Consider the following 22,695-nt stretch of genomic DNA (forward strand, 5'->3'; position numbering starts at 1 on the left):
CCTCCATATGACCGCACCCTCCACGCCCGAAGCTCGCCGCAACGATCCGTTTCGCGATATCCGACGCGCCACCGGACTCGGAATCGGCACGCTGGCGATCGTGGTGTCCACCGCCGGCGTTTGGGCGATGACCGCGCCGCTCGCCAGCGCCGTGATCGCGCCCGCACAGGTGGTGGTCGACAGCAACGTCCGCCGGGTTCAGCACCCGACCGGTGGCGTGGTCGCCGACATCTACGTCAACGACGGCGATCAGGTTCGGACCGGCGACGTGCTGGTCCGCCTCGACGAGACGCTGTCGCGCGCCAACCTTGCGCTGATCGAAAACCAGCTCAACCAGCTTGGGGTGCGTCGTGCCCGGCTGCAGTCCGAGCAGAACGGCCGCGACGCGGTGGTGCTGCCCGGCGAGATCGCCGCACGCGGCGCCGTCGCCGCGATCGCGGAGATGATCGAGGGCGAGACCACGCTCTTCGCCCGGCGGCGCGAGGCGATCAGCGGCCAGCAATCGCAGCTGCGCGAACGCAGGGCGCAGATCGCGGACGAAATCCGCGGCCTGGAGGCGCAGATCGCGTCGAAGCGCGAACAGATCCGCTGGATCGACACTGAGCTGGAGGGCGTCCGCCAGCTGTACGAAAAGCGCCTGGTGCCCTATGCGCGCCTCACTGCGCTCGAGCGCGAGGCTTCCCGTCTGACCGGCGAGGAAGGCCAGCTGATCGCCGAGATCGCGCGCGCCAAGGGCCGGATCACCGAAACCGAACTGCAGATCATCCAGCTGGTCCAGGACCAGCGCCGCGAAGTCGCGACCGAACTGCGCGACGTCGAGACCAAGCTTGCCGATCTCGGAGAACGCCGCATTGCCGCGATGGACCAGCTCGATCGCGTGGTATTGCGCGCGCCGCAGGACGGTCTGATCCACCAGAAATCGGTCTTCACCGTCGGTGGCGTGATCACCGCGGGCGAACAGCTGATGCTCATCGTGCCGAAGGATTCACTTGTGGTCGAGGCCCGGGTCGATCCGCAAATGATCGACCGGCTCAAGGTCGGGCAATCCGCCAAGCTCCGCTTCAGCGCGTTCGACGCCGCGGTGACCCCCGAGCTCGACGGCACGCTGACGCGGATCGCGGCCGACCTGACCAAAGACCCGCAATCCGGCGCGGCTTACTACGTCGCCCGCATCAGCCTCGACGCGAGCGAACTCGCCAAGCTCGACGGCAAGGCGCTGGTGCCCGGCATGCCGGTTGAAGCCTTCATCCAGAACGGCGTACGGACGGCGCTCGCCTACCTGCGCAAGCCTCTGGAAGATCAGCTCGCCCGCGCCCTGCGGCAGAAATAGTCCAAGTCCCCATCGCCATTGTTGTCCAGCATGCGTCCGCATTGCCGCCAGCACGATATCCCGACTTTCGAAGGCGTCAGATCTGCGGATCCTCGCCAGGCGAGCAGGCGTGGTGAGCTGATGTTGCCTGAGTCTGCTTCTGGCCGGCCCTAAGGCGAAGATCGCGGTCGCGCTCGGCACGTCAGCAGTTCAGGCCGGACCAAATTGACGGAGTGGCGCCCAAACGCCGAGCGGCCTCATCATTCAATCACCTGAGCCTGATGTCGAGCCATCCCAGATCATTGACCTCGATCTGATCGCCGTCACCAATCAGGACGGTCGTCGTCTCAGCTTCCACAATTGCCGGACCTTCGATCCTGTTGCCTGGACGAAGTTGATCCGCCGCGAATACTTCTACTTCTCGCCATTCGCCGAAGAATGCTTTCCGACGTCCTTTTGGTTTGCACGGCGCTACGGTCTTCCGCCCACGCGCGATTTGTCCGACGCTCGGGACAGCGCCTATGGCAGCGACCCGCGCATTGACGAATACCGCTTCCTGATCCGGCGACGAGTAGGTGTACAGTTCTTCATGGCGACGATGGAAGCGCTCCTCTATCCGATCGACGATGTTCTCCGAATCCCAATCGAGATCGTTTAGCGGGACGTCAATCTGGAAGATCTGCTCGCCGTAGCGCATCTCGGCGGAACGTTCGACAGCCACATCGCCGCCAAACCACGACCTCAGACGGCCCGTAGCTTCTCTTTCGAGGTCAGCGAAGATGGTCCTGACCTCCTGGGCCGTAATCCGTTGGCCGGCGCTGTAATGCGTACTGCTCACCTCGTACCTCAGATCGCTGGTCAACATCCCCCAGGCGGACAGTACCGAAGCCGCCGTCGGCACGATGACGCGCTTGATTTCAAGTTCACGCGCAACTTCGGCCGCATGCAGACCGGCAGCGCCGCCGAAGCTGAGCAGCGCGAAGCGGCGTGGGTCGACGCCGCGTCGCAAGGTCATCAGACGGATACCATCCGCCATGCGCAGATTGACCATTCGATAGATTCCAGCCGCCGCATCGTCCCGGGATAGCTCGAGCGCTTTCGCGAGCCGATCGACTGCCGCTTCTGCGGCAGCGCGATCGAGCGGCCGCTTTCCGCCCATGAACGCTGAGGCGTCCAGATATCCGAGAACAACATTGGCATCTGTCACCGTCGGCTCGATACCGCCGTTGCCGTAGCACGCGGGCCCCGGCACGGACCCTGCGCTTTCTGGCCCGACGCGGAGCGTACCACCCGCGTCCAGAGTGGCAATCGAGCCTCCACCGGCGGCGATGCTCGCAATGTCGAGGCTCCTGAGCGCGATGCGTTGACCGGCAAGCCCTCCCTCGGCCGACAGCGACGCGCGTCCATCTGCAATCAGCGAGATGTCGGTACTGGTCCCGCCCATGTCGAACGGCACAAGATCGGGAATTCCGAGCAGCTCCGCACAGCGCCGGGCTCCCGAGATGCCGCCGGCGGGGCCGGAAAGTACGGTGCCAGCAGCGAGCCGCGCGGCTTCCTCGAGTGGGGCCATCCCACCATGCGAAAGAATGATGAAAAGGCTGCTGGCCAACCCTGCATCTTTCAGCCGGGCTTCCAGATTGGTCAGATAGCGCCGCACCACCGGAGCGACGTAGGCGTTCACGATCGTCGTTGAAACGCGTTCATACTCCTTGATCTGCGGCAACACATCGCTCGATCGAGAGACATCGAGTTCCGGAAGTTCGCGCTTCAGTTGTTCGACGGTCGCAATTTCGTGCGCCGGATTACGGTAGGCATGCAGGAAGCACACAGCCACGGAGCTTGCTCCGGCGGCGCGGATCGCCGAGATCGCCTCACCGAGGGAGTCTTGATCGAGTGGGATCAGCACTTCGCCGTCCGGCCTAACGCGCTCGCGTACACCGAAGCGCAGTTGGCGCGGTACCAGGGGAGACGGCGGTGCGATGCGGAGATTGTAGCGATCTTCCTTCAGGCCCTCGCGCATTTCGATGACGTCACGATGGCCTTCCGTCGTGAGAAGCGCGACCCTTGCCCCCTTCCGCTCGAGCAATGCGTTCGTCGCGACGGTTGTCCCGTGCACCAGGCGGTCCGTCGCAGCGAGCATCTCCGCTCGCGGCATCTTCAGCCGGCTTGCGAGTTCCTCAAGTCCATTCATGACGCCTAAAGACTGGTCTGCCGGCGTCGTCGGCGATTTTGCGAACACGGTGTTGCCGTCGCGGTCGATCGCGACGAGGTCGGTGTACGTACCGCCAACATCGATTCCGATGGTAAACATCTTCAGGCTATCCGTTAAATCGTTGTGAGTTCGTCGTAAGGCCCTGCATCAGGTCGGCTTCGCGCGCTTGAGCTGACCGTTGACCAGGGGGGCCCCATCCTCCGCCCCCCGAGGAGCGAACCTCGAAGCAGTCGCCGGGACGGACTTCGATGCCGACCTCCTTCGTGCGCAGCACGCGCGGCGCCCGGCCTTGCGACACGAGGGTGTACTGATGTGGAAGCCCATCGCGGCCGCCGAGCATCCCGCATGCTCCATGCTTCGTGCCCTCGCCTGCCGTGTTCGCTCGCGCAGGCTTCGCCGTTTCCACGACGAGATCCAACGATACGCCCAGGCCGCCACGAAACTTGCCGTCTCCGCCGGAGTCCGGACGGAATTCGTGATGCCGGAAATAGAGCGGAAACCGGGCTTCGTCGACTTCGATGCTGCCGAATTTGATGCCCCCGACCGTATGCCACTCACCAATCGATGACCAACCATCGCCGGCCGACGACGCCCCTCCTCCGGGCCTGGCCTGAAACAAATGCCAGATAAAATTGCGTCCTGTCCGCGGATTCTCACCTTGGATGGCGATGCGGAATCTGCGGCTCCACCCGGCCATCGCACGATCGGGACACGACTGGGAAAGCGCCTTGACGATAGCTTCCACGATTTCATTCGAAGGATGGCTGGTGCACATCGTGACCGGACGGCCGGGATCTGCCCACACGATCGTGCCCTGTCTGGCAACGACCTTCAGCGGCCGAAGTGCGCCGGCATTCTTGGGAATATCCGCGTCGATCAGATAGGCAAAAGCCATGACGACCGCAGCCTGCATGTTGGCGTGCGACGAATTGACAAAGCTCGTCGACTGAGGATCCGACTCCGAAAGATCAATCTCGATGTCGGATCCCTTCTTGGTCACTTTCGCGGCGATCCTGATATCGCTCCGGCCATGACCATCGTCGTCGAGATACGCTTCACCATGAAACGTACCGTCCTGCCACGTCGATAGGACTGCCCGCGTCTGTTGTTCGGCGGCGTCGAGAATTGCCTCGACGGCCGCTTCGACGACCTGCCCACCAAATTCGTCGAGCAGCCGCCTGATCCGGCGTTCGCCGAGATGCGCCGCACCAATCATCGCAGCAAGATCTCCGCGGAAATCGCGAGGATTCCTCACGTTGAGTGCCAGCATGTCGAGCAGGTCGTCGCGAAGTTTGCCCGCTTCATAAAGACGGATCGGCGGCACCCGCAATCCTTCCTGCCAAATGTCGGTCGCACTCGGATTGTAGCCGCCGTGGGTGGCCCCACCGATATCGCTCTGGTGTGCGCGCACGATGGTCCAGTACAGCCTCCGCTCCCCGTCGAAGACCGGCACGAACGCGGTCAGATCGGGCAAGTGACTGCCACCATGATAGGGGTCGTTGAGCAGCAGAACGTCGCCGGGCTTGATGTCCTTGAAGCGCTCCTCGATAGCAAGCGTCGCCCAGGACAGCGCGCCGACATGAACCGGAATATGGTCCGCCTGCGCAATCAACCGCCCATTCACGTCGCAGATCCCCAGCGAGAAGTCACGGCTGGAGTTCAGGATCTGCGAGTAGGATGTACGCAGCATCGCCTCACCCATTTCGTTCACGATCGAACTCAGACGATGCTGGACAACGGAACGGGTGATAGGGTCAATCTTGGAGGTCATCGCAAGCCTGCTGGTAGGAATGAGGATCTCAATCCGGCGTCAGGTGAGCGCCGGTCGGAACAGTTCGCGGTACAAGGAGCCTGATCAGCCGAACGCGGCGACCTCCTCCAGGGACTCCGCAGCCGCCTTCACAATCGTATCGACGTCAGCATCGGTCATCGGCAACGACAGCGCCATCAGGCCATAGCTCGCGACGAAAATCCCGCGATTGAGCAACCCGGCGGTGAACACGGCCTGGCGCTTCGCTTCCATCTCGCTCAAGTAAGCTGAACGATAGTCCCGGACGTTGCGATCCGTAAAATGAATCTTGAGAAGCGAGCCCAATCCGACTGCGGTCCCGGCAACGCCAGTCTTGCGGAATGCCGCATTGATACCGTCGCGGACCGTGGTGCCGATCCTATCGAGGCGTGAATAGGCTGCTGTATCGAGCAGCTTCATCGCGGCAAGACCGGCACGCATGGTGACGGGATTGGCCGAGAACGTGCCACCGTGCGGGAGCGCCGGCTTGCCGGAAGATGGATCGAACACCGACATGAACTTCTTGCCGCCGGCGATTGCGCCGACCGGGAAGCCGCCGCCGATGATCTTGCCGAGCGTCGTCAGGTCCGGATCGATCCCCCAAAGCCCTTGTGCACCCTCATAGCCGAGACGGAACGTGATGACTTCGTCGAATATAAGCAGCACGCCGACTTCCCGCGTGACCTGACGGAGCGCTTCCACGTAGGCTCTGTCCGCCGGAACCAGACCTGCTCGGTTCGGCATCGGATCAACGAGTACACAAGCGAGTTCGGGACCATGCTCGCGGATCAAGCTCACGGCCGCTTCGACGTCGTTGAACGGAATGGTCACGACGTCCGCGAGCACGTTGTCGGGCGTGCCTTTGGCATAGGCTACCGATACCGGGGTGTTGCCTCCCCAAGCCGCCGGTGTCGGGTCGAGGCTGACTTCAGCGTAGTCATAGGAGCCGTGATAAGCCCCCTCGCACTTGGCGATCTTCGGACGACCCGTGTAGGCGCGGGCAGCCTTCAGCGCCATCATCACCGCCTCCGTGCCCGAATTGCAGAAACGGACATGGTCTACCGATGGAAGCCTTGCTGCCAGCAATTCGGCGAGCTCGACTTCGGACTCCGTCGGCATGCCAAAGGCCGAGCCCAGCGCGAGCTGCTTGGTCGCCGCCTCGATCAATGCGGGATGAGCGTGGCCATGGATCAGAGACGTGAAGTTGTTGATGCAGTCGATATATTCATTGCCATCGACGTCCCGGACCCGGCAGCCGGCGCCTGAAGCTGCGTAGATCGGAAACGGCTTCATGTAGACTGTGGTGCGCGTATTGCCACCCGGCAGGCTCTTCAGCGCCCGCTGATAGAGATCTCGCGATTGAGAATGATTGGCGGGATACATCTTGCCTCCTTGATTCCGGGTTCAACGGCCCAGATAAGCTTCGCGCACGCGCGCATTGTGCTTGAGTTCGTCTGCTGGTCCTTCGAGCACAATCCGCCCTGTCTCCAGCACATAGGCGCGATCGGCGACCGAGAGCGCGAGCACCGTGTTCTGCTCCACGACCAGGATGGTCAGACCGGTCTCGCCAATGCACCTGACTTGTTCGTAAACCTCTTCGGCGAGCCGCGGCGCCAAGCCGAGCGATGGCTCGTCGAGCAACAGCAACTTGGGGCGAGCCATCAGAGCACGTCCGATCGCGAGCATTTGCTGCTCTCCTCCCGACAATGACCATCCCAGCTGTCGTCGGCGCTCCTTAAGGCGCGGAAACAATCCAAAGACGCGATCGAGATCGGCCGCAATCGACTGCCTCCAACGACGCCAGCTGACGGTCGCGAGGGTCAGGTTCTCCTCGACCGACAATCCGGGAAATATCCTTCGGCCTTCGGGCGCCTGCGCAATTCCAGCGGAAACGCGTTGATCGGTGGGCCATCCGGCGATCGAGCGCTCCTCGAATCTGATGTCTCCCGACGAGACCCGGTTAAGGCCGGAGATCGCATGTAGCAAGGTCGTCTTGCCGGCGCCATTGGCACCGATCAGTGCGACCGTTTCGCCAGCTTCGACCTGGAGGCTCACTCCCTGCAGCGCTACGATATCGCCATGCGCGACCACGAGATCGTTACACGACAGCATGAGCATATCCTTCGCCCAGATAAGCAGACAGCACGGCCGGATCTGCTTGAATCTCCGCTGGAGTTCCCTCGGCGATCTTGCAACCAAAATTGAGAACGAAGATGCGCTCGGCGAGCCGCATGACCATCCCCATATTGTGTTCGATCAACACCACGGCCAGTCCGCGCGCCGCCCGCAACTCCGCCAGGCGATCAATGAATTGGTCGACCTCGCCGGAATTGAGGCCGGCCGCCGGCTCGTCCAGCAAGAGGACGTGCGGCCGGCAGGCCAACGCACGTGAGAGCTCCACCATTCGGCGCCGACCGTACGAGAGCGACCCAATGGCTTCGTGCGCCTCGTCCGCCAACCCCATTTGCTCGATGATCTCCATCGAAGCGTCGCGGAGGCCGGACTCGCTCAGGTCGCCACGTATCGCCGCACCCGTCATCACGTTTTCCAGTACGCTGAGGCGCGCGAACACCCGCCCGTGCTGAAACGTACGGCCGAGGCCGGCGCGAATGCGTTTGTTGGTGGCCATGCGCGTAATCGCCTGACCATCGAGAAACACCTGCCCTTCATCTGGCATCGCCAGGCCAGTCAGAACATTCAGCAGAGTGGATTTGCCGGCGCCGTTGGGCCCGATGACCGCGACGAACTGCCCCTTCTTGACGGTCAGATTCACGTCCGCCAACGCAGCCAGGCCGCCATAGCGCTTGTGAATGCTCCGTGCTTCCAAGGCATTCATGGCACCGTCTCCGGAGCACGAGCAGACGCGAAGACCGGACGTCTCGCCGACCGGCGGCCCAGGCGTTGGCCGAGGCCAACGAGGCCTGTGGGCAGAAACACCAGAATGCCAAGCACCAGCAGGCCGAAGAAGAAGAGGTAGGCGGTACCGAGAAAGCGCAACCATTCCGGCAGAAACGTCAGCAACACCGCTCCGAGGATAGCACCGACGATCGTGCCTTCCCCGCCGACGATCAACATGGCGAGGTATGTGATCGAATGCGCGTAGGTGAAATCCTCGGGCGCGACGAAGCGCACGTGCAGGGCGAACAGGCATCCGGCAACGGCGGCGCAGACCGCGGAGAGCACAAATGCTGCAATCTTGATCCGCGTCGTATCGATTCCGGTCATCTCGGACGCGATCTCATCATCACGCACAGCCATCATCTCGCGGCCGAGACGGGACTTGTGCAACGCGGCCGCCGCTGCGGCGATCAGCGCGAGGACTATAAGTGCAAGCCACAGGAATTGATGCTCCCCGGAGAAGCTGAGCGAGCCAAGCACCAATGCCGGGATCCGCGCGATCCCGTTAGTCCCCCCTGTCATCGCAATCCAATTGGACGTCACGATATAGAACGACACGTTGAGGCCGAGCGTCGCCAACGCCAGGTAGTGCCCGCGCAAGCGAAGCAATGGGTACCCAATCAGGCCGGCAGAGACGGCTGTCGCCGCGATCGCCACCGGCGCAGCGAGCCACGGTGACCATCCGCAAGTGGTGGTTAGGATGGCCAAGCCATAGCCGCCCATGCCGACAAAGGCCGCATGGCCTAGCGAGATCAAACCGGCGTAGCCAAAGGCAAAGTTGAGCCCGATCACCGCTACTGCGGAGATCAGTGACAGGTTCAGCAAGCGAAGATGATATTCCGGCAAAACGATACCGGACAGGCCGCCAAGCACAATGATCGCTGCGGCGATCTGCAGGGGAATACGTATCGCCATGCTGTCAGCCTCGATCCTGAATCTTCTCGCCGAACACGCCTTGCGGACGCACCAGCAAGAAAGCGATCATCATGCCGAACGAGATCAGGTCCTTGTACGCAGACGAGACGTAGGATGCGCCGAGGACCTCGGTCAGGCCAACGAACAGGCCGCCCACGATGGCCCCCGGCAGACTGCCAAAGCCGCCGATGATGGTGGCGGCGAAGGCTTTCAATGCGATGGGGTCGCCCATATTGACGTCCGCGAACCACATTGGTCCGAGCATTAGTCCCGCCACCCCTGCGAGTACTGCCGCGAGGATCCACGATAACGCCAGCAGGCGGTTGACTTTAAGGCCCATCAACTTGGCGGCGTGCACATCCTGCGCGACGGCTCGCATCCCCACGCCAGCCGAGGTGCGGTTGAAGAGAAGCCATAATCCGGCGACCATCACGGCGGTCACAGCGACCACGCCAAGCGCGTGCGTGGAAATGATCGCGCCGCCAAGTGAGACCGCGCTGTCTTCGACGGGAGACGGCAGGCGGAACGGCCACGATCCAAAAGAGAGCAACGCAGCGTTCTGCATCGTGATGCTGATCGCGACGGTCCCGATGATGATCGTCACGATCGACCCACGTCGTAAAGGCAGGTAGACCGAGACAAAAAACAAGGCCCCGAACAGTGCCATGATGATGAGCGCCGCGCCATACGCAACTGGCCAGGGAAGCTGAGCGCTAATAAGCGTCGCAACGCCGGCGAACGTTCCGAACATGACGAATTGACCAGCCGCGAAATTGACCACTCCGGTAGCGGAGTAGACGATCACGAAGCCGATCGCGGCGAGCGCATAGACGCTGCCGATCGCCAGTCCGTTGACTAGAAGCTGGACGAAGTCCGCCATGACGTTCCTACACGATCCCGGTCTGCGGTCGGCGTGCCGAACCGCAGACCACTTCCTTGCGAATGACTAGTTGAGCGTGACAGGCTGCACGAGCTCCAAGGTCTTGGTGCCCGGCTTCGCCTTCACGACAGCGAGGTCGCGTACGCCGTTGCCTTTGCTGTCGTACGAATAGATATGTCCAATGCCCTGCCAGCCCTTGACCGAGGACAGCCATTCGCGCAGCGCTTTCGGATCGGTCCCGACCTTGCGCATGCCGTCGGCCATCAGCATCGCGCCGTCATAGTACGCAAGCCCGTATGGATCTGGATCAACTCCGAACTTCGCCTTGAAGCGCTCTACGTAATCCTTCATCCGGCCACCGACACCGACATCCATGAAAGCATCGACCACCCCCCAGACACCCTCGAGATCTGCGGGGGAAAGAAGCTGTGTCGCCGCGGGTACCAGCGCAGCAGAGGACGTGACGAGCGGCATCTTGAAGCCGAGCTGCTTGGCCTGGCGAAGTACCAGCGCGCCGTCTTGCGGATAGTTGAAGATCAAAATGGCATCCGCGCCCTTGTTACGCAGACTAAGGAGCTGCGCGGAGAAGTCCTTGTCGTTCTGACCATAGGCTTCCATGCCGGCGACCGAGACGCCTGCAGCCTCGAAGCGCTTGGCGGCCGTCTGCGCACCGCCCTGGCCGAAGTCGTTCTGGATATAGAGAATCCCGGGTTTCTTCGCCTTGATGACGTCGACCGCAGCCTTCACCATTCCTTCGGCCGAAACGCTGTCAGCGGGACGGATGCGAAACATCCATTCATTTCCGTTTTCAGCCACAACATCGGCACCGCCCGCATACATCGCAGGCACTTGCACTTTGCCAAGCTCGGGCGCGGTCGCAAGATTCTGCGTGGAGTAGCTCGACAGAAAGAAGAATGCGGGCTTGGTCTCCTGAGCCAGCTTTACGAATGCGTTGACCGCGGTGCCGTTGGACGCCTGCGTGTCCTCAAACACAATCTTGATCTGACGACCGTTGATGCCCCCTGCCTTGTTGATGTCCTCTTCGGCCATCGAAAGAGAGTTCTGGTACTGCTTTCCCGTCAGCGAAAGCGGCCCCGTCATCGGCACAGTCGCGCCGATCAAGATGGGCCCACCCTGCTGCGCTTGAGCCGCACCGACCAACGGCAGCATTCCTGCTCCCATCATCAAACTGAGAAAGGCCTTCCGCGTGATCTTCATGTCGTCTCCTGGACTGAAATAACCTTGTCCATCACGCCCAATGGAGCTTCACGAGGCTTGACAGACGTTCCGTTTTCCGGAACATAATCCCGAATAACGAAACGGTAGACGGCCTCCTCGCCGGGTGTCAAGCCGTTCATTTTTGCTTGCGCCGCACAAAAATTGATCGGATCACATGCGCATGGATGACAATTCGCCCGGCCCGCTGGCTCGGTACATCGACGTGCTCGAATTGATTGCCGCCTTCCCTGGCGCGATCACGCTCGCCGACGTCTCATCGATCCTCGAACTCCCCAAGACAACCGCACATCGACTGCTGAAGGGGCTGGTTCGATCGGGACTGGCGGTCGAACGAGAAGCCGGACGTACCTACTCAGTCGGCGACAGGCTGACGCGCCTCCTGCATGCGAGCGCCGACGACGGCTGGTACGCATCGCTTGCCGGTCCCCATATTCATGCCTTGACGGAGGCGTCCACCGAGACTTGCTATCTCGCACGCCTGGTCGGGGCGCGCGTACTGGTAGCCGTTTCATATTCGCCCGATGTGAGGTGGCGCGGATATGTTCAGCCGGGAATCGAGATGCCCGTGAATGCAGCTGCGACGGGCAAGGCCATCATGGCATTTCAGAGCAAGGAGCTGGTCGCTGAAGCTCTCTCAAATGAGCTTCCTAAGCCGACCGTCAATTCACACACCAACCGAAAGTGGATTGAACAGGAGTTCGCAAAGGTCAGAAAACTGGGTTACGCTACCTGTGTCGGGGAGATCGACGAAGGGCTTGCAGCGCTCGCGGTCCCCATTGTGCTTTCAGATGGCTCAGTTCTGCAATCGGTCGGCATGACCGGGCCGCTTGAGCGTATCATGAACAAGCAGATGGAGGATCGACTTGCTGCTCTGCGGGACACTGCAGCGGCTCTCTCGAAGGCGCTCTCCCGAGGAATGGTTGTAAATAGTCGGCGTTGAGACGTCGCCATCGGCTCGAATTGGAGGGCAACGCGCTCGCCTGGCGCCAGTTGTCGGCTGCTGGCCCTTCGAGACCTTCGACCAACGTCGCTGAGGACATCTGCTCAACGACCTTTGTCGGACGTCACGGCCGCACGGGCGAGCCGAGGCGATTGACCCTTGACCGACTCCAGCCCTCCACGCCCTTGAAGCGATTGAACGGGGCGCCTGGCACTGGCCTCTTCCAGTGAAGTAGGTCTTCCCCAGCAAGCGCCTACACTAGAACATCACTCCGCTGCCCCGGCTCCCCATCGGGGACGAGACCGCCTTGCCGCGCTCCCGCCCAAACTCAGAGGTGCGACGATGGCCAACGAGTTTGACGAGTTGGTACGCTCAGCCGACCTGGATATGCACCGAGAGCCAGATGATGGCCATGTTCGGCTGGACCGATCCGAAAATGCCGGCGCCACTGCATCGCCCAGGCGAATCGAGAGAAGCTCGGCCTCGGCAGCATGGAGAAGATCGTCGCATTCGATCAGAGCCGGTCACACGACGACCTTTTGCGGGGACCGAAGCGAACAGTGTGCGAATGCCGGGCGGGAACAGAGTGATAACATCCCCGGGCAACACCCAAAAAAAGCTAAACGATTTCAAGGACAATCGTGGGTCTATCGTGGGCCTATGGTGCGCTCGGAGGGCGCACGCATTTGTTGCGATTTCAAGGGGTTGCAAGGATCAGCCAAGGTATAAGGTTCATTTCGAACCCAAAAGTGCCTTTGAAGGGGTGGCGCTCTAAGATGGTTCCAAGACCCTTCTCCGCGCCTGCAGCCCTGCCCGAGTGGTCGCTCGCTTTGACTAAGCTTCCGTCCGACAGTGTCTGATCCCGATGTCCTCTGGCCGTCCAATAGCGAATCTTGCACCCATGCCACCCTGCACTGTCTCACTTGCCACGCGAGAGTCTCGACATCCTTGAGACCTCGGCCCGTCCGAAGTTCAACGCATATTTCGCGTTCACACAGAAGCTGTCTAGAACCGTGCCAAGTACCCCGGGCGCTGGGTTCATCTACCCTGACAATTCCGTCATGTCTGATCTGACGATACTTGCCTCGCTTTTCGGCGAGATTGATCAGGCCTTCAAAGACCACTCCACACGGTTGGATTTCGCAGCGGCTCTGGCCGGAGATGCCAATCTTCGCGAGGACTTCCGGCAAATCGTCGAAGGAGATTCCGGTCAAGGCGCCGATGGCTCATTCTGGATTACAGGCCCAGGTGGATTGGAAAAAGTGTCCACCGACGATACCATCCAACATCACCTCGCTGTTGCGGACGCTTCGCAACGGGTTCGCGCATTTCCATTGGCGTTACGACGACCTCTCCGCGCGGGATTATTGGGACGCTCAGAATTGGTCAACACAGGGGGCGCCCATCGCGTTCGAGCTCAACAATCGGCCGCCGAAGAACTACATGACCTACATCGCCGACGGAAATGGCTGGGCCCCAAATCGCTTCTGGAATTTGAGGGACCTCAGGATCCTCGCTACACCCTTACCTTGCCTGCGGTATTTTCTTCATTTGAACCTTCAACAGCTCCTCAACAACGCTCGCGTCAATGTTTTTGGCAACCCAGTATAGAGGCTTCAGCGTCTCTGAGGTGCCGTCCGGCGCTTCCTACCGAGTCCGCTAAGGGTCCAATCGCATCGGTTTTGGCATGCCCCAAGCATAGCCGGTTAGGTGTCGCCTAGAAGACTTCGCATCGGTTCGCTTGGCGTGGGCGTCCACGAGGCAAGGCGCGAGGCGACGCTGCAGAAGCAGCGCGCGGATGCCGCCTGGGCCTTCGTGATGTTGGCCTGCTGGCCGAGCTCGCCTGTGTGGACGATGCTGCCGCGGGCGTAATAGATCTCGATGACGCTCTGCTTGTAGGTGGCGACGCCGGGAAAGCCCTTAAGGCAGATTCCGACGCGCCTGCTGATGCGGTCGGCGACGCCCGGCTGGTAGTGGTCAGTGAGCAGTGTCTCGAATGCGACCGCCAGAGCAACGATAGCCTCGGACTCATTCGCATGTGAACCGAAAGACTGGCGGAACCAGTCTAGCGCCGTCACTAGTCGCTTGTAGAAGCGGGCTTGGGCCTTCGACTTGCTCGTAAGGTTCACATGCTGGAAGTAGCCGCGCTCGACCACCCTGAGTGCCGCCACGACCTGCGCCTCGAGGCGCTTCATGGCGTTCGTCGACATCGCCTCCGTGGACACGACGGCCGCAACGTCCGAAAGCCTCGCGAGATCGAGCGGCGAGACGTTCATCGGGACGCGCCTTGTCGAGATCTTTCCCGTTGGCATGCCTTCGCCGATGAGGTAGTGGCGGATGTCGAGCGTCTGGAAATTGTTGACGTGCGCCGAAGACCGAAACTTGTCGACCGGGCCCTCGCGCTCGAGTGACAACGCGTGAAGCATCAGCAACGCTGAGGCCGCCGATCTGATTTTCAGAGTGTAGACGAACTGGTTCTCGTACATGTCGCCGGTGTGCGACGTGAGCCTCACCAGCAGGAGGGGGTTCCAGCCGAGCCACTTCGCGCTGTGAGCAAAGTGCTGCACGTCCCACCAGTCGATACGCTGGCGTATACCGAGGGCACGGGCCATCTGCGTCAGACGCCTGTAGCCTGCCTCGACGGAGTGCACCTGCGCGCTTGCCGCAAAGCCCGCGGCGCGGAAGACGATGAAGTCCTTTAAATCGGGTGCCGACCGCAGCAGCCGCGGCATTTTCATGGCAAAGCTTGTGAGGGGGTACAGGACGAATCCGGGATTCTCCGCCCCGGAGGATGCCAACTCGCTCAGCACGCGCGCAGGAACGCCTCCGCCGCCTTGCTTCGCACTGGCGAGCACGAATTCGTCTAGCAGCGATCGGCCTACGTAAATCTCCTTCGACCACAGCGCCCGCGCCGTCGCAGCCCGGATATTGAGTATGTGGTGCTCAATCGCCAGCCGATCGGCGGCACTCAACTTTTTCTCATCTGTGACGAGATCGTCGATCGACTTGAAACGGTTTAACTGGTTGTGCTTCGCCGCGAGAAAGTTATCCGACTGCTGTATCGACTTGCCCTGAGGTACAGTAACGCTCGTAATTTTCGGTGCGGCCAATGATCCCCCCGGGTCGCTGTGAGTTCAACCGTTTCGAACCGGCCGGCATTGCCGCGATTCTTCGCTCGCACGGATTTTGCAACATCGAAGACATCAATTTCCAGGAGATCGCGTCCAGGTTTGGCCATGCCGTTCAAAAACTCGCGCCCGGACAGGCGGGTCTTCATGTTGTCCACGCCAAGCAAGCCAAGCTGCCTACACGGTGCTGACGATCATGACTCGCTAGGATAGACTGCCGAATCCTCGCGAGAAAAGCTATCACATGTTTGGGGCACGTCGCGGATAAGAATCCGTATCGCCGGGTTGCCTCATCGTCCAAGCTATCGCAGACGTCTTAGTCCAACTTCTCCGCCGGAAGACTGGCGCTCGCCAGCATATGATCATAGAGCCGACGCTTCAAACGCAACTCCCGAAGGTTTGTTGCCACAGCTTCAGCGAATGTCTTGATCGCCACTGACGCCTCATCAATTCGGGCCGGCAGATCTTCCCGCGCTTTGTTCTCGGCTGCGTCAATCTTCGCCCGGTCGTCGTCGGAGAGACCGTACTCCGGGTCGTCGGCGTAGACAGACCCATTGTAGTCCGACATGCACTTGCTGAGCTGGCCGAGGATGTCGATGAGGTTTTGACGGGCGGCTGTTATCTCGGCAGGCCCGAAGTTTCTGTCTTGCCGTTGAAGTAAACGATCGCGGGTGCTGTCGACTGTTTGGTTCATGTCCCATACCCAATGAGGAAGCACAGCATGGTCATCCTCGCGTTCGTAGTAGCCACGCGCCAATTCTTCGGACAGTTTTTCCAGCGCGACCAATTCTGGCTTGAGCCAACTTTCCAAGCGCTTTTCGCGGTCAGCGTGAACTTGCTGCAAGGCAACGGCGGTCTGCACCGAGGACAGCTTGAGCTGCTTCAGAACAGGCTGGACGCCAAGCCAAGCAACGAAAATCGCGCCGAACATTGCGATCAATGTCTGGTATCGGGAAAACCACCATTCGAGACAACCAAATGGAGCGTCCTTGATTTGCTCGCAACCACCGTTAAAGGTGGCGCCGTAGGCAAATCCGAATACAAGCGCCAAGGTCGCAGCGGCTGCGACAAGGGCGAGCGTATTCCGATTGTCAGCCATTCGGGCGCCAATCGTCATGCGATCACGATGGCATTGGCGACGATCTTCAGCAAGTTGACCTTCTTGAAGAAATCCAAGCTGTGCGACACCACGTCCGCTGCGTCGCTCTTAAGATCGAGTATCTGCACGATGCTCGCGTTGATCTCGCGTTCCAAAAGCGCGAACTCGTAAAGATAGCGACCCACCTTCGCACAGGCGACGTCCAAATCGGCGCTCACGAAATCCTCCCCAAAAGCCCATTACCCGTGTTGAGAGACGCATGTTTTTCATTTAGTCCGATGTTCAGATCGAGCCGAAGGCCCGCCTATGTAGAAATTTTCCAACCTATCCTCGTTGAGGTGGAATTTGACGCGCTGCTCGTTATCAAGCAGCCGAATCGTAAGAACGCTGCGGTCGTCAGCTTCGCCTATCATCGGGGAAATCTGCCCTCGCATAAGCATGGCTTGTTTTTCAGAATTAAGTTCTGCCCAAAACCCGTCGGTAGCAGCGACAAGTGAGCTGCCCTGCTCTACTTTGATTTCAGTGACGTCAGGAAGCATGAACTCCCTGGCCCGGAAACTCCGGGTGAGTCGATGCCTGACGTGACTTTCTGCAATCTCCGCGACTGGAATGTCGTCAATCACATTGGCCAACGTATGTGGCCTGATGAGCCATTGGAGAGGGCTTTTTCCTACCTGCCGTCCCAGCAAACAATCGCCGGCATGTAGAACGAGTGCCGGTCCAGTTCCTGCGAGACACACGATCACATAGCTGGCCTTATCCCGGGGAAACCGCTTCGATAGGCTTCCATGAATTTTGCGCATTTGTGCAGTGAGGGTTTCTGCCGCGACGTCTTCGGCCGTGGCGACGTACCAATCTATGACATCACGGGCGATCTGGCCGGCAAGCTCGCCGCTCTTTGGTCCCGACGTTGAACCATCCAGAACGAGGCACAGCACCCCATCGGGGCGTATTCCGACGCCCCCGTAATCCCGATTGTCGCCGGTCTTTGTTCCCTGCTGACTGCGCCAATCGAGCTGCATTTCCATTTTAGCTGTCGCTCTCGCTTATGGCGACAAAGCGCTCCCGCACAATATCGACGCGCCCTTCCGGCCCTTTGATATTGCCCGCCAGAAAGTGATCAAAATCATCATGTTCCAGCAGAGCTCTGAACTGTTCTGCAATGTAGCGGCGAACATCATCGTCCGCGGCTTGAATTTCAGCGACGAGCTCCTCGCGGCCATCGACGACGAGAAGAATGTCTTCCGTATCGCGGCTTCCTAACAGATCATTGTTGCCGCGACCGAGATACGCCTCCAACTTCGTCGCCAGAAACAATTCCGGCGTGAGGCGTTTGATGGTTATCGTATCGGTCAGAGGATGATCGACCGCCGTTTCAATGCCTTTGGCATACCAGCGATTGCTAAAGCCGAGAATGCTTTCATCATCGGGCATGAAATCGACCTTGAGGTCGCCAAGCCGCATCCGGCAAATCACATCGTCCTCTGGAGATTCCGCAAATCCCTTTTGCCGCAACTGCTCTTGCAGTTGCGCCCATTGCGCACGCCCGACGAGATCAACGATCAGATCCACATCGTCGGTTGCCCGCACGCCTTCGAGCGTGATCTCATCAGTAATGAACAGTGCTGTCGTGCATCCGCCGACAAAGACCAGCCGCCCGCGCAGGTCGTCGCCCAGCGCCTTGGCGACGGTTTCCAACATCACAAGGAGTTGGCCCTTAACGCTGGTCATTTTTCAAAAGCCTTTCTGAAATGCGCTCGACGGCCAGCCCGGTTTCCCGCTGATTTCCAATCCGAATGGCATCAACAAGGGCCAGATATTCATACAGACGCTCGTCTTTCTGGACGGCTTCGGGCACACTCTTGAACAGAGGGTCCAGCGATTGTCCCTGGACCTTGCCTTTCGCGAACGGCCAGACGTAGATATACTCCCCCGCGCTGACTAGGAGACCCTTCAATGAGGGAGCTGCAAAGGCGGTCGGAACGCCTCGCGTCATGGCGCCGGGCCTTCCAGGAAAAACAAACTTCAGTCCGTGGACAATAAAATCGCGGAGGTTGCGGCGGTTGGGCTTCGGCCGGCCGGAATTGCGATCTTTGACCGCAAGGCCTGAAGAGATGCTTCGGTTGACCGAGGCATTGACTTCCGTCTTGCTGATTCCAAGGGAAGCCTCTAAGCCGCGAGCGGAAAAGAGATCCTCGCGGTGCACATCCAACCTTGGATGCCCGCCCCCCTTACGCTCCTCGTGCTCGAGGCTCACCAGCTTCAGCAATATGACGACGTCCTGGCTTTTCATCCGGTATTTCGCCCCTGTCCTTTGTCCTCGGACTGAGGACAGTGAGCCACAGGGATGGCCGCGCTGTCAAACAATCTTTTCTCAGATCAGAAAGAAAAGACAAATAATTCCATGTAATTTCAATTACTTATCAGAGAACGCCAGACCGGAAACGATATCGAACCTATAGGTGCGTTTGGCTGGCTGCTGTCTTTGTCCAAGCGCCCGGCACCGACGCAGCGGCTATCGATCATTCTGGATGAATACAATCCGGATGTCATCGGGCAATCGTCTATCCTGGGCTGGCGGCGCCCCTCGCCGCCCTGCCGTTTCAGCAACTCGTTTTTTCTGCCATTGATACAGAACTCTTGCCCGCTGCGCCGGCATGCGCGGCGTCAACCGCCGGCGCCAGATGGACGAGCCCGCCAAGCGACCAGATCTGTCACAGGAGCAGCAGAATACGGCAGCCCTGATCCAGCAATTGCTGGGAAAGAGCATGGCCGATCGCTATGTCGACTTCTGCCGGCTGGCGTCGGGCGCGCTTCCGCTTCGGGTGTCAATTCCTGTTGCGGCCCACGCCTTGCGCGAGCTCGAATCGATCCTGCGGCAAACGCTGGCCGGGCCGATGGAAATCGCCGTCGATGCCACGCCGGAAGACCTTTCAAAAATCGAAGGCGCCAGGGCGAACTTGCGTGCGATCGGCTTCAGCGATGACGCAATCAATCGCGCCACGAAGGAACTACAGCCGCGGTTGAGCCACAAAGCCCAGATTCAGGCCATCGTCACGCGTCTCGGGCTGGCGGCTGATGGTGACATCGCGCGGGCGTGGATTGCGATTTCGCAAGCTCACGGCCAGGCGCATGGTCGCGCCCTTTATCAGTCACTGGCGGTCGATGCGGCATTTCGGGCCCAGTGGCAAGATCCCTTCGACACCGTCATGCGCGGGTTGATGATCGCGCTTCAGGGAAAATACGCGACCCTGATGCAGCGCGTCGATCAGCTTGCGGCCACGCCGGATCGCGGCGCCGCGGTGAAGAGTTTCGTGAAAGAGATTCCCGGCGCGCTTCCATTGCTGTGGCACTTCTTCAACCAGCTCCAGACACCGGACTGGCTCCCTCACCTCGCCCGGCACAACCTGTTGGCGGCACCAACCCTGCCTCCCGACGAGGAGGCTGAAGGCGACAGGTTGCTGCTGCGGCAATGGCCCGCGGGCCGCTATCTCCTGCGGATGGCCAATTCTCCAGGCACCGAGGCGCGTGCTCTGATCGTCCAGGCGCTGCGCGATGTCGGCGCCTCGCCGCATCCCGATGTGCAACAGATGGGGATGGAAGTGCTAGCGGCACTGCCGCCGGATGACGCCGCCCCCCTCGTGGATCTTGCCGAGGCCTGGCTGACGCGCGACGCGCGATTTGTCATGGCGCAAGGCCCCCACGACCTCATTCGGCGGCTGGCGCAAGGCGGTCATGGGCCGGCGGCACTGCGCGTAGCGCGCGCGTTGTTCCAGGTGTTTGACGAAGACGGCCGGCTCGGCACGCTATTCAGCCGACACATGTACGAGCATTTCCTGCCGGGTGCGGTAAAGGCACTGGCGCCGGTTTATGGCGTGGAGACCGTGGCTCTGCTGTGTGGACTCCTCGACCAGGCGGTTCGGATCAGCGGCAAGGTTCGGGACGATCCGCCTGGTGACTACACTTATTTTCTTTCGCAACGGATCTCCGAGCACGGCACGAAACATGACGTGTTCGGCGGCTTGATCGGCGGAATCGTCCAGGCGGCGCGGCTTGCAATCAGTGCCGATCCTGCATCCACGCGCGAGGTGATCCTGCGGATCAAGCGCCATGCGCCAAGAATCTTTGTCCGCCTGGCGCTGCACGTCCTTTCATCGAATCCAGGTGGCGCCCCGGAGCTGGCGGAAATCTATCTGACCGATGGCAATCTGATCGAGGCAAGCTGGTGCCGCGCCGAGTTTGCCGAATTGGCGCGAGCGTGGTTTCCCTCGCTCTCTCCCCCGGTCCAACAACGCATTCTCGCCTTCGTCGATGGCTTGCCGGACAAATACCGGGATGGCTGGAGGGAGCGCTTCGAAGCGCACAACAAGAAGCCTCCGACGACAGACGATGAAAGAAAGTTCAACACATCCGTGGTACGTGACATATTGTGGCCATGGCAATCGGCGCTGCCCCAGGAGCGACAGGCCGCGCTGACAAACATCGTCAATGAGCTCGGTGATCCCGACGCATGGCGACGGCAGCTCGACGAACCCGAAGCGCCCCCGCCGACAGCCCCGAATTTTTCCTCGGCTCCCATCGACGACATCATCGCTTTCCTGACGAGCTGGCGTCCCCCGCTCGAGGGAAAACGAGAGACTGCGACCGCGCTGGCACAGCGCCTGCGCAATGCCGCGATCGAGAACGCGGCATTTTACTCGGCCCATGCGGCGCGCTTTTTTGACGTTCCGCTGCTCTATGGCCGTGCCGTGCTGGAAGGATTGGAAAACGCCTCGAACAATCGGGTCGATCTCGATTGGAACGGCGCGGTCGCCCTGATCGCAAGGGTCATTCAATCCGGCCAACGACCACCCAGCGGACTTGAGGGGGATGACGCGGACTCCGCGTGGAGTCGGAAGGCCGCCGCCGACCTGCTCGCATCGGGATTGCGGCAAGGCGCGCAAGGCATTCCCTTTGCACATGAAGCGCTCGTGATGGCACTGGTTCAGGAATTCTATCGCAAGGCACCGCGCGAGGCCGAAACCGAGACTTTTGAGGAAAGCTATCGAAACTACCCATATTACGGTGCGCAGGGGACGGCACGCGGTACGGCGATGGAGCTTGTGCTGGTCTTGCCGTTCTGGCTAAGCAAGGATGGTAACAGCGTGGTCGGACGGTCGCCGCACGCGGCACTTGAGAACCTTCCGGATCTGACTGCGATTCTTGATGCGGAATTGCGCGACGTCACGTCGAGCGGACGCATCCCACGCGCGATCATCGGTCGCTACCTGACCTGGATCTCCTACTTTGGCGAGGTCTGGGTCCGGGCCCATATCGCGGACCTGTTTCCGACAGATAACATCGCGCTTCGCGACGCTACGTGGGTCTCTCACCTCACGACGGACAGTCAGCCGGTAAAGGAACTCGCCCCGGCGATGCGCGACTGCTACGCCGCGGAAATTCGCCGGCTCGGCGCGGAAGATGGTCCTGGAGATCACCTCCACGTTGAGGAGCGGCTCTCTGAATATCTGCTGATGCTTTACATCTGGTCGGCGTTGCCGGACGATGTATTCGAGCTGTTTTGGGACACCGCGCCAGCCAGTGCCCGGCAACACGCCATGTGGTTTCTCGGGACGCAGCTCGGCTTACCGGCCGACAAGATTCCCGAACCATTCCGCAGCCGCGCTTTCTCCTACTGGAATCGGCGGCTCGCCGCGGCAAGAACTTCGTCCGACCCCGATCGGTTTCGCGAGGAACTGGGGGCGATCGGCCAGTTCTTTCTTCATGACAACATTGACGGCTCCTGGTTGATGGACCAGGTGCTGGCCATGACCGACTGCGGGTTTGCGCCGTCGGAACCCTATAGCGTGCTGGATCATTTGTCGAAACTCTCGTCCGATCATCCGGAAAAGGCGGTCCAGGTTCTGGCGGCCCTGGTCAAGAACGAGAAGTTTGACCGGTGGGTATACATGACTCAGCAGAAGGCCGTGCGGCTCATCCTCGAAAACGGATTGGCGTCTGGCGCCGACCAAGCTCGATCATACGCCGCGGAGACGATCAGCTATCTGGCTGCCCTGGGCGACGGGGGCTATCTGGATTTGCTTCCAAAGCAGAAATAACGGCGCGCCGGCTAACGGCAAGCTGTCGGATGCCCGACACCCCCGTCGGCCACAATCAGCCGTGGCGGGGCGAAGGAGGATCATGGCAACGCGAACATGACAATCGGCCCGTGATTTGGCCGCCTATCCATACTAAAATGCCCTATTGGCCGCGTCCCGCGCCGATCGCGATTTCCGGTTGAGAGAAT

The 22,695-nt window shown here is 60.5% G+C and carries 18 protein-coding genes; 4 read left to right on the forward strand and 14 right to left on the reverse strand.

The window, feature by feature from the left end; translation table 11 throughout:
* Positions 1 to 7: 7 nt before the first annotated feature.
* Positions 8 to 1,330 (forward strand): HlyD family type I secretion periplasmic adaptor subunit, encoded by a 1,323-nt coding sequence (locus tag FJV43_RS01555; protein ID WP_239624116.1) that lies wholly within the window; start codon positions 8 to 10, stop codon positions 1,328 to 1,330.
* 247 nt (positions 1,331 to 1,577) lie between these two features.
* Here the strand turns inward: FJV43_RS01555 and FJV43_RS01560 are convergent, their stop codons facing one another.
* From FJV43_RS01560 to FJV43_RS01595, 8 genes are all read right to left on the reverse strand, one after another.
* Positions 1,578 to 3,620, reverse strand: a complete 2,043-nt coding sequence (locus FJV43_RS01560; RefSeq protein WP_239624118.1) for a hydantoinase/oxoprolinase family protein — start codon at positions 3,618 to 3,620, stop codon at positions 1,578 to 1,580.
* Positions 3,621 to 3,627: 7 nt separating this feature from the next.
* Positions 3,628 to 5,292: a hydantoinase B/oxoprolinase family protein gene (locus tag FJV43_RS01565; protein ID WP_239624121.1), complete on the reverse strand. Its 1,665-nt coding sequence runs from the start codon at positions 5,290 to 5,292 to the stop codon at positions 3,628 to 3,630.
* Between the two features lie 84 nt (positions 5,293 to 5,376).
* Positions 5,377 to 6,693, reverse strand: a complete 1,317-nt coding sequence (locus tag FJV43_RS01570) for an aspartate aminotransferase family protein (RefSeq protein WP_239624123.1) — start codon at positions 6,691 to 6,693, stop codon at positions 5,377 to 5,379.
* A gap of 21 nt (positions 6,694 to 6,714) precedes the next feature.
* Positions 6,715 to 7,422 carry an ABC transporter ATP-binding protein gene (locus FJV43_RS01575; RefSeq protein WP_239629807.1) on the reverse strand — a complete coding sequence of 236 codons (708 nt, stop codon included), beginning with the start codon at positions 7,420 to 7,422 and terminating at the stop codon, positions 6,715 to 6,717.
* Positions 7,409 to 8,146: an ABC transporter ATP-binding protein gene (locus FJV43_RS01580; RefSeq protein WP_239624125.1), complete on the reverse strand. Its 738-nt coding sequence runs from the start codon at positions 8,144 to 8,146 to the stop codon at positions 7,409 to 7,411. The genes FJV43_RS01575 and FJV43_RS01580 overlap by 14 nt, the downstream gene beginning before the upstream one ends.
* On the reverse strand, positions 8,143 to 9,123 hold the full coding sequence (locus FJV43_RS01585) for a branched-chain amino acid ABC transporter permease (RefSeq protein WP_239624126.1): 981 nt from the start codon (positions 9,121 to 9,123) through the stop codon (positions 8,143 to 8,145). Before FJV43_RS01585 ends, FJV43_RS01580 begins: the two co-directional genes overlap by 4 nt.
* A gap of 4 nt (positions 9,124 to 9,127) precedes the next feature.
* Positions 9,128 to 10,003 (reverse strand): branched-chain amino acid ABC transporter permease, encoded by an 876-nt coding sequence (locus tag FJV43_RS01590; RefSeq protein ID WP_239624128.1) that lies wholly within the window; start codon positions 10,001 to 10,003, stop codon positions 9,128 to 9,130.
* A 66-nt stretch (positions 10,004 to 10,069) separates the two neighbouring features.
* Complete coding sequence (locus tag FJV43_RS01595) at positions 10,070 to 11,221, reverse strand: ABC transporter substrate-binding protein (RefSeq protein WP_239624129.1); 1,152 nt, start codon at positions 11,219 to 11,221, stop codon at positions 10,070 to 10,072.
* A gap of 181 nt (positions 11,222 to 11,402) precedes the next feature.
* Between FJV43_RS01595 and FJV43_RS01600 the strand changes: the two genes are divergently transcribed.
* Positions 11,403 to 12,182 carry an IclR family transcriptional regulator gene (locus FJV43_RS01600; RefSeq protein WP_239624132.1) on the forward strand — a complete coding sequence of 260 codons (780 nt, stop codon included), beginning with the start codon at positions 11,403 to 11,405 and terminating at the stop codon, positions 12,180 to 12,182.
* 1,161 nt (positions 12,183 to 13,343) lie between these two features.
* Complete coding sequence (locus FJV43_RS01605) at positions 13,344 to 13,793, forward strand: hypothetical protein (protein WP_239624134.1); 450 nt, start codon at positions 13,344 to 13,346, stop codon at positions 13,791 to 13,793.
* A gap of 95 nt (positions 13,794 to 13,888) precedes the next feature.
* Here FJV43_RS01605 and FJV43_RS01610 read toward each other — a convergent pair whose 3' ends face one another.
* From FJV43_RS01610 to FJV43_RS01635, 6 genes are all read right to left on the reverse strand, one after another.
* Positions 13,889 to 15,292, reverse strand: a complete 1,404-nt coding sequence (locus FJV43_RS01610; protein WP_239624135.1) for a HEPN domain-containing protein — start codon at positions 15,290 to 15,292, stop codon at positions 13,889 to 13,891.
* Between the two features lie 334 nt (positions 15,293 to 15,626).
* Positions 15,627 to 16,409 (reverse strand): hypothetical protein, encoded by a 783-nt coding sequence (locus tag FJV43_RS01615; RefSeq protein WP_239624137.1) that lies wholly within the window; start codon positions 16,407 to 16,409, stop codon positions 15,627 to 15,629.
* A 14-nt stretch (positions 16,410 to 16,423) separates the two neighbouring features.
* Positions 16,424 to 16,627, reverse strand: coding sequence for a hypothetical protein (locus FJV43_RS01620; protein WP_239624138.1), 204 nt, complete (start codon positions 16,625 to 16,627; stop codon positions 16,424 to 16,426).
* Positions 16,628 to 16,675: 48 nt separating this feature from the next.
* Positions 16,676 to 17,437, reverse strand: a complete 762-nt coding sequence (locus FJV43_RS01625; RefSeq protein WP_239624140.1) for a protein phosphatase 2C domain-containing protein — start codon at positions 17,435 to 17,437, stop codon at positions 16,676 to 16,678.
* Position 17,438: 1 nt separating this feature from the next.
* On the reverse strand, positions 17,439 to 18,140 hold the full coding sequence (locus FJV43_RS01630) for a hypothetical protein (RefSeq protein WP_239624141.1): 702 nt from the start codon (positions 18,138 to 18,140) through the stop codon (positions 17,439 to 17,441).
* A complete protein-coding gene (locus FJV43_RS01635; protein ID WP_239624143.1) occupies positions 18,127 to 18,702 on the reverse strand; it encodes a hypothetical protein in 576 nt (191 codons plus the stop codon). The genes FJV43_RS01630 and FJV43_RS01635 overlap by 14 nt, the downstream gene beginning before the upstream one ends.
* A gap of 364 nt (positions 18,703 to 19,066) precedes the next feature.
* Between FJV43_RS01635 and FJV43_RS01640 the strand changes: the two genes are divergently transcribed.
* Positions 19,067 to 22,507 (forward strand): hypothetical protein, encoded by a 3,441-nt coding sequence (locus FJV43_RS01640; protein WP_239624144.1) that lies wholly within the window; start codon positions 19,067 to 19,069, stop codon positions 22,505 to 22,507.
* Positions 22,508 to 22,695 lie beyond the last annotated feature (188 nt).

It is taken from the genome of Bradyrhizobium sp. I71 (assembly GCF_022354745.1).
Lineage (GTDB): Bacteria > Pseudomonadota > Alphaproteobacteria > Rhizobiales > Xanthobacteraceae > Bradyrhizobium > Bradyrhizobium liaoningense.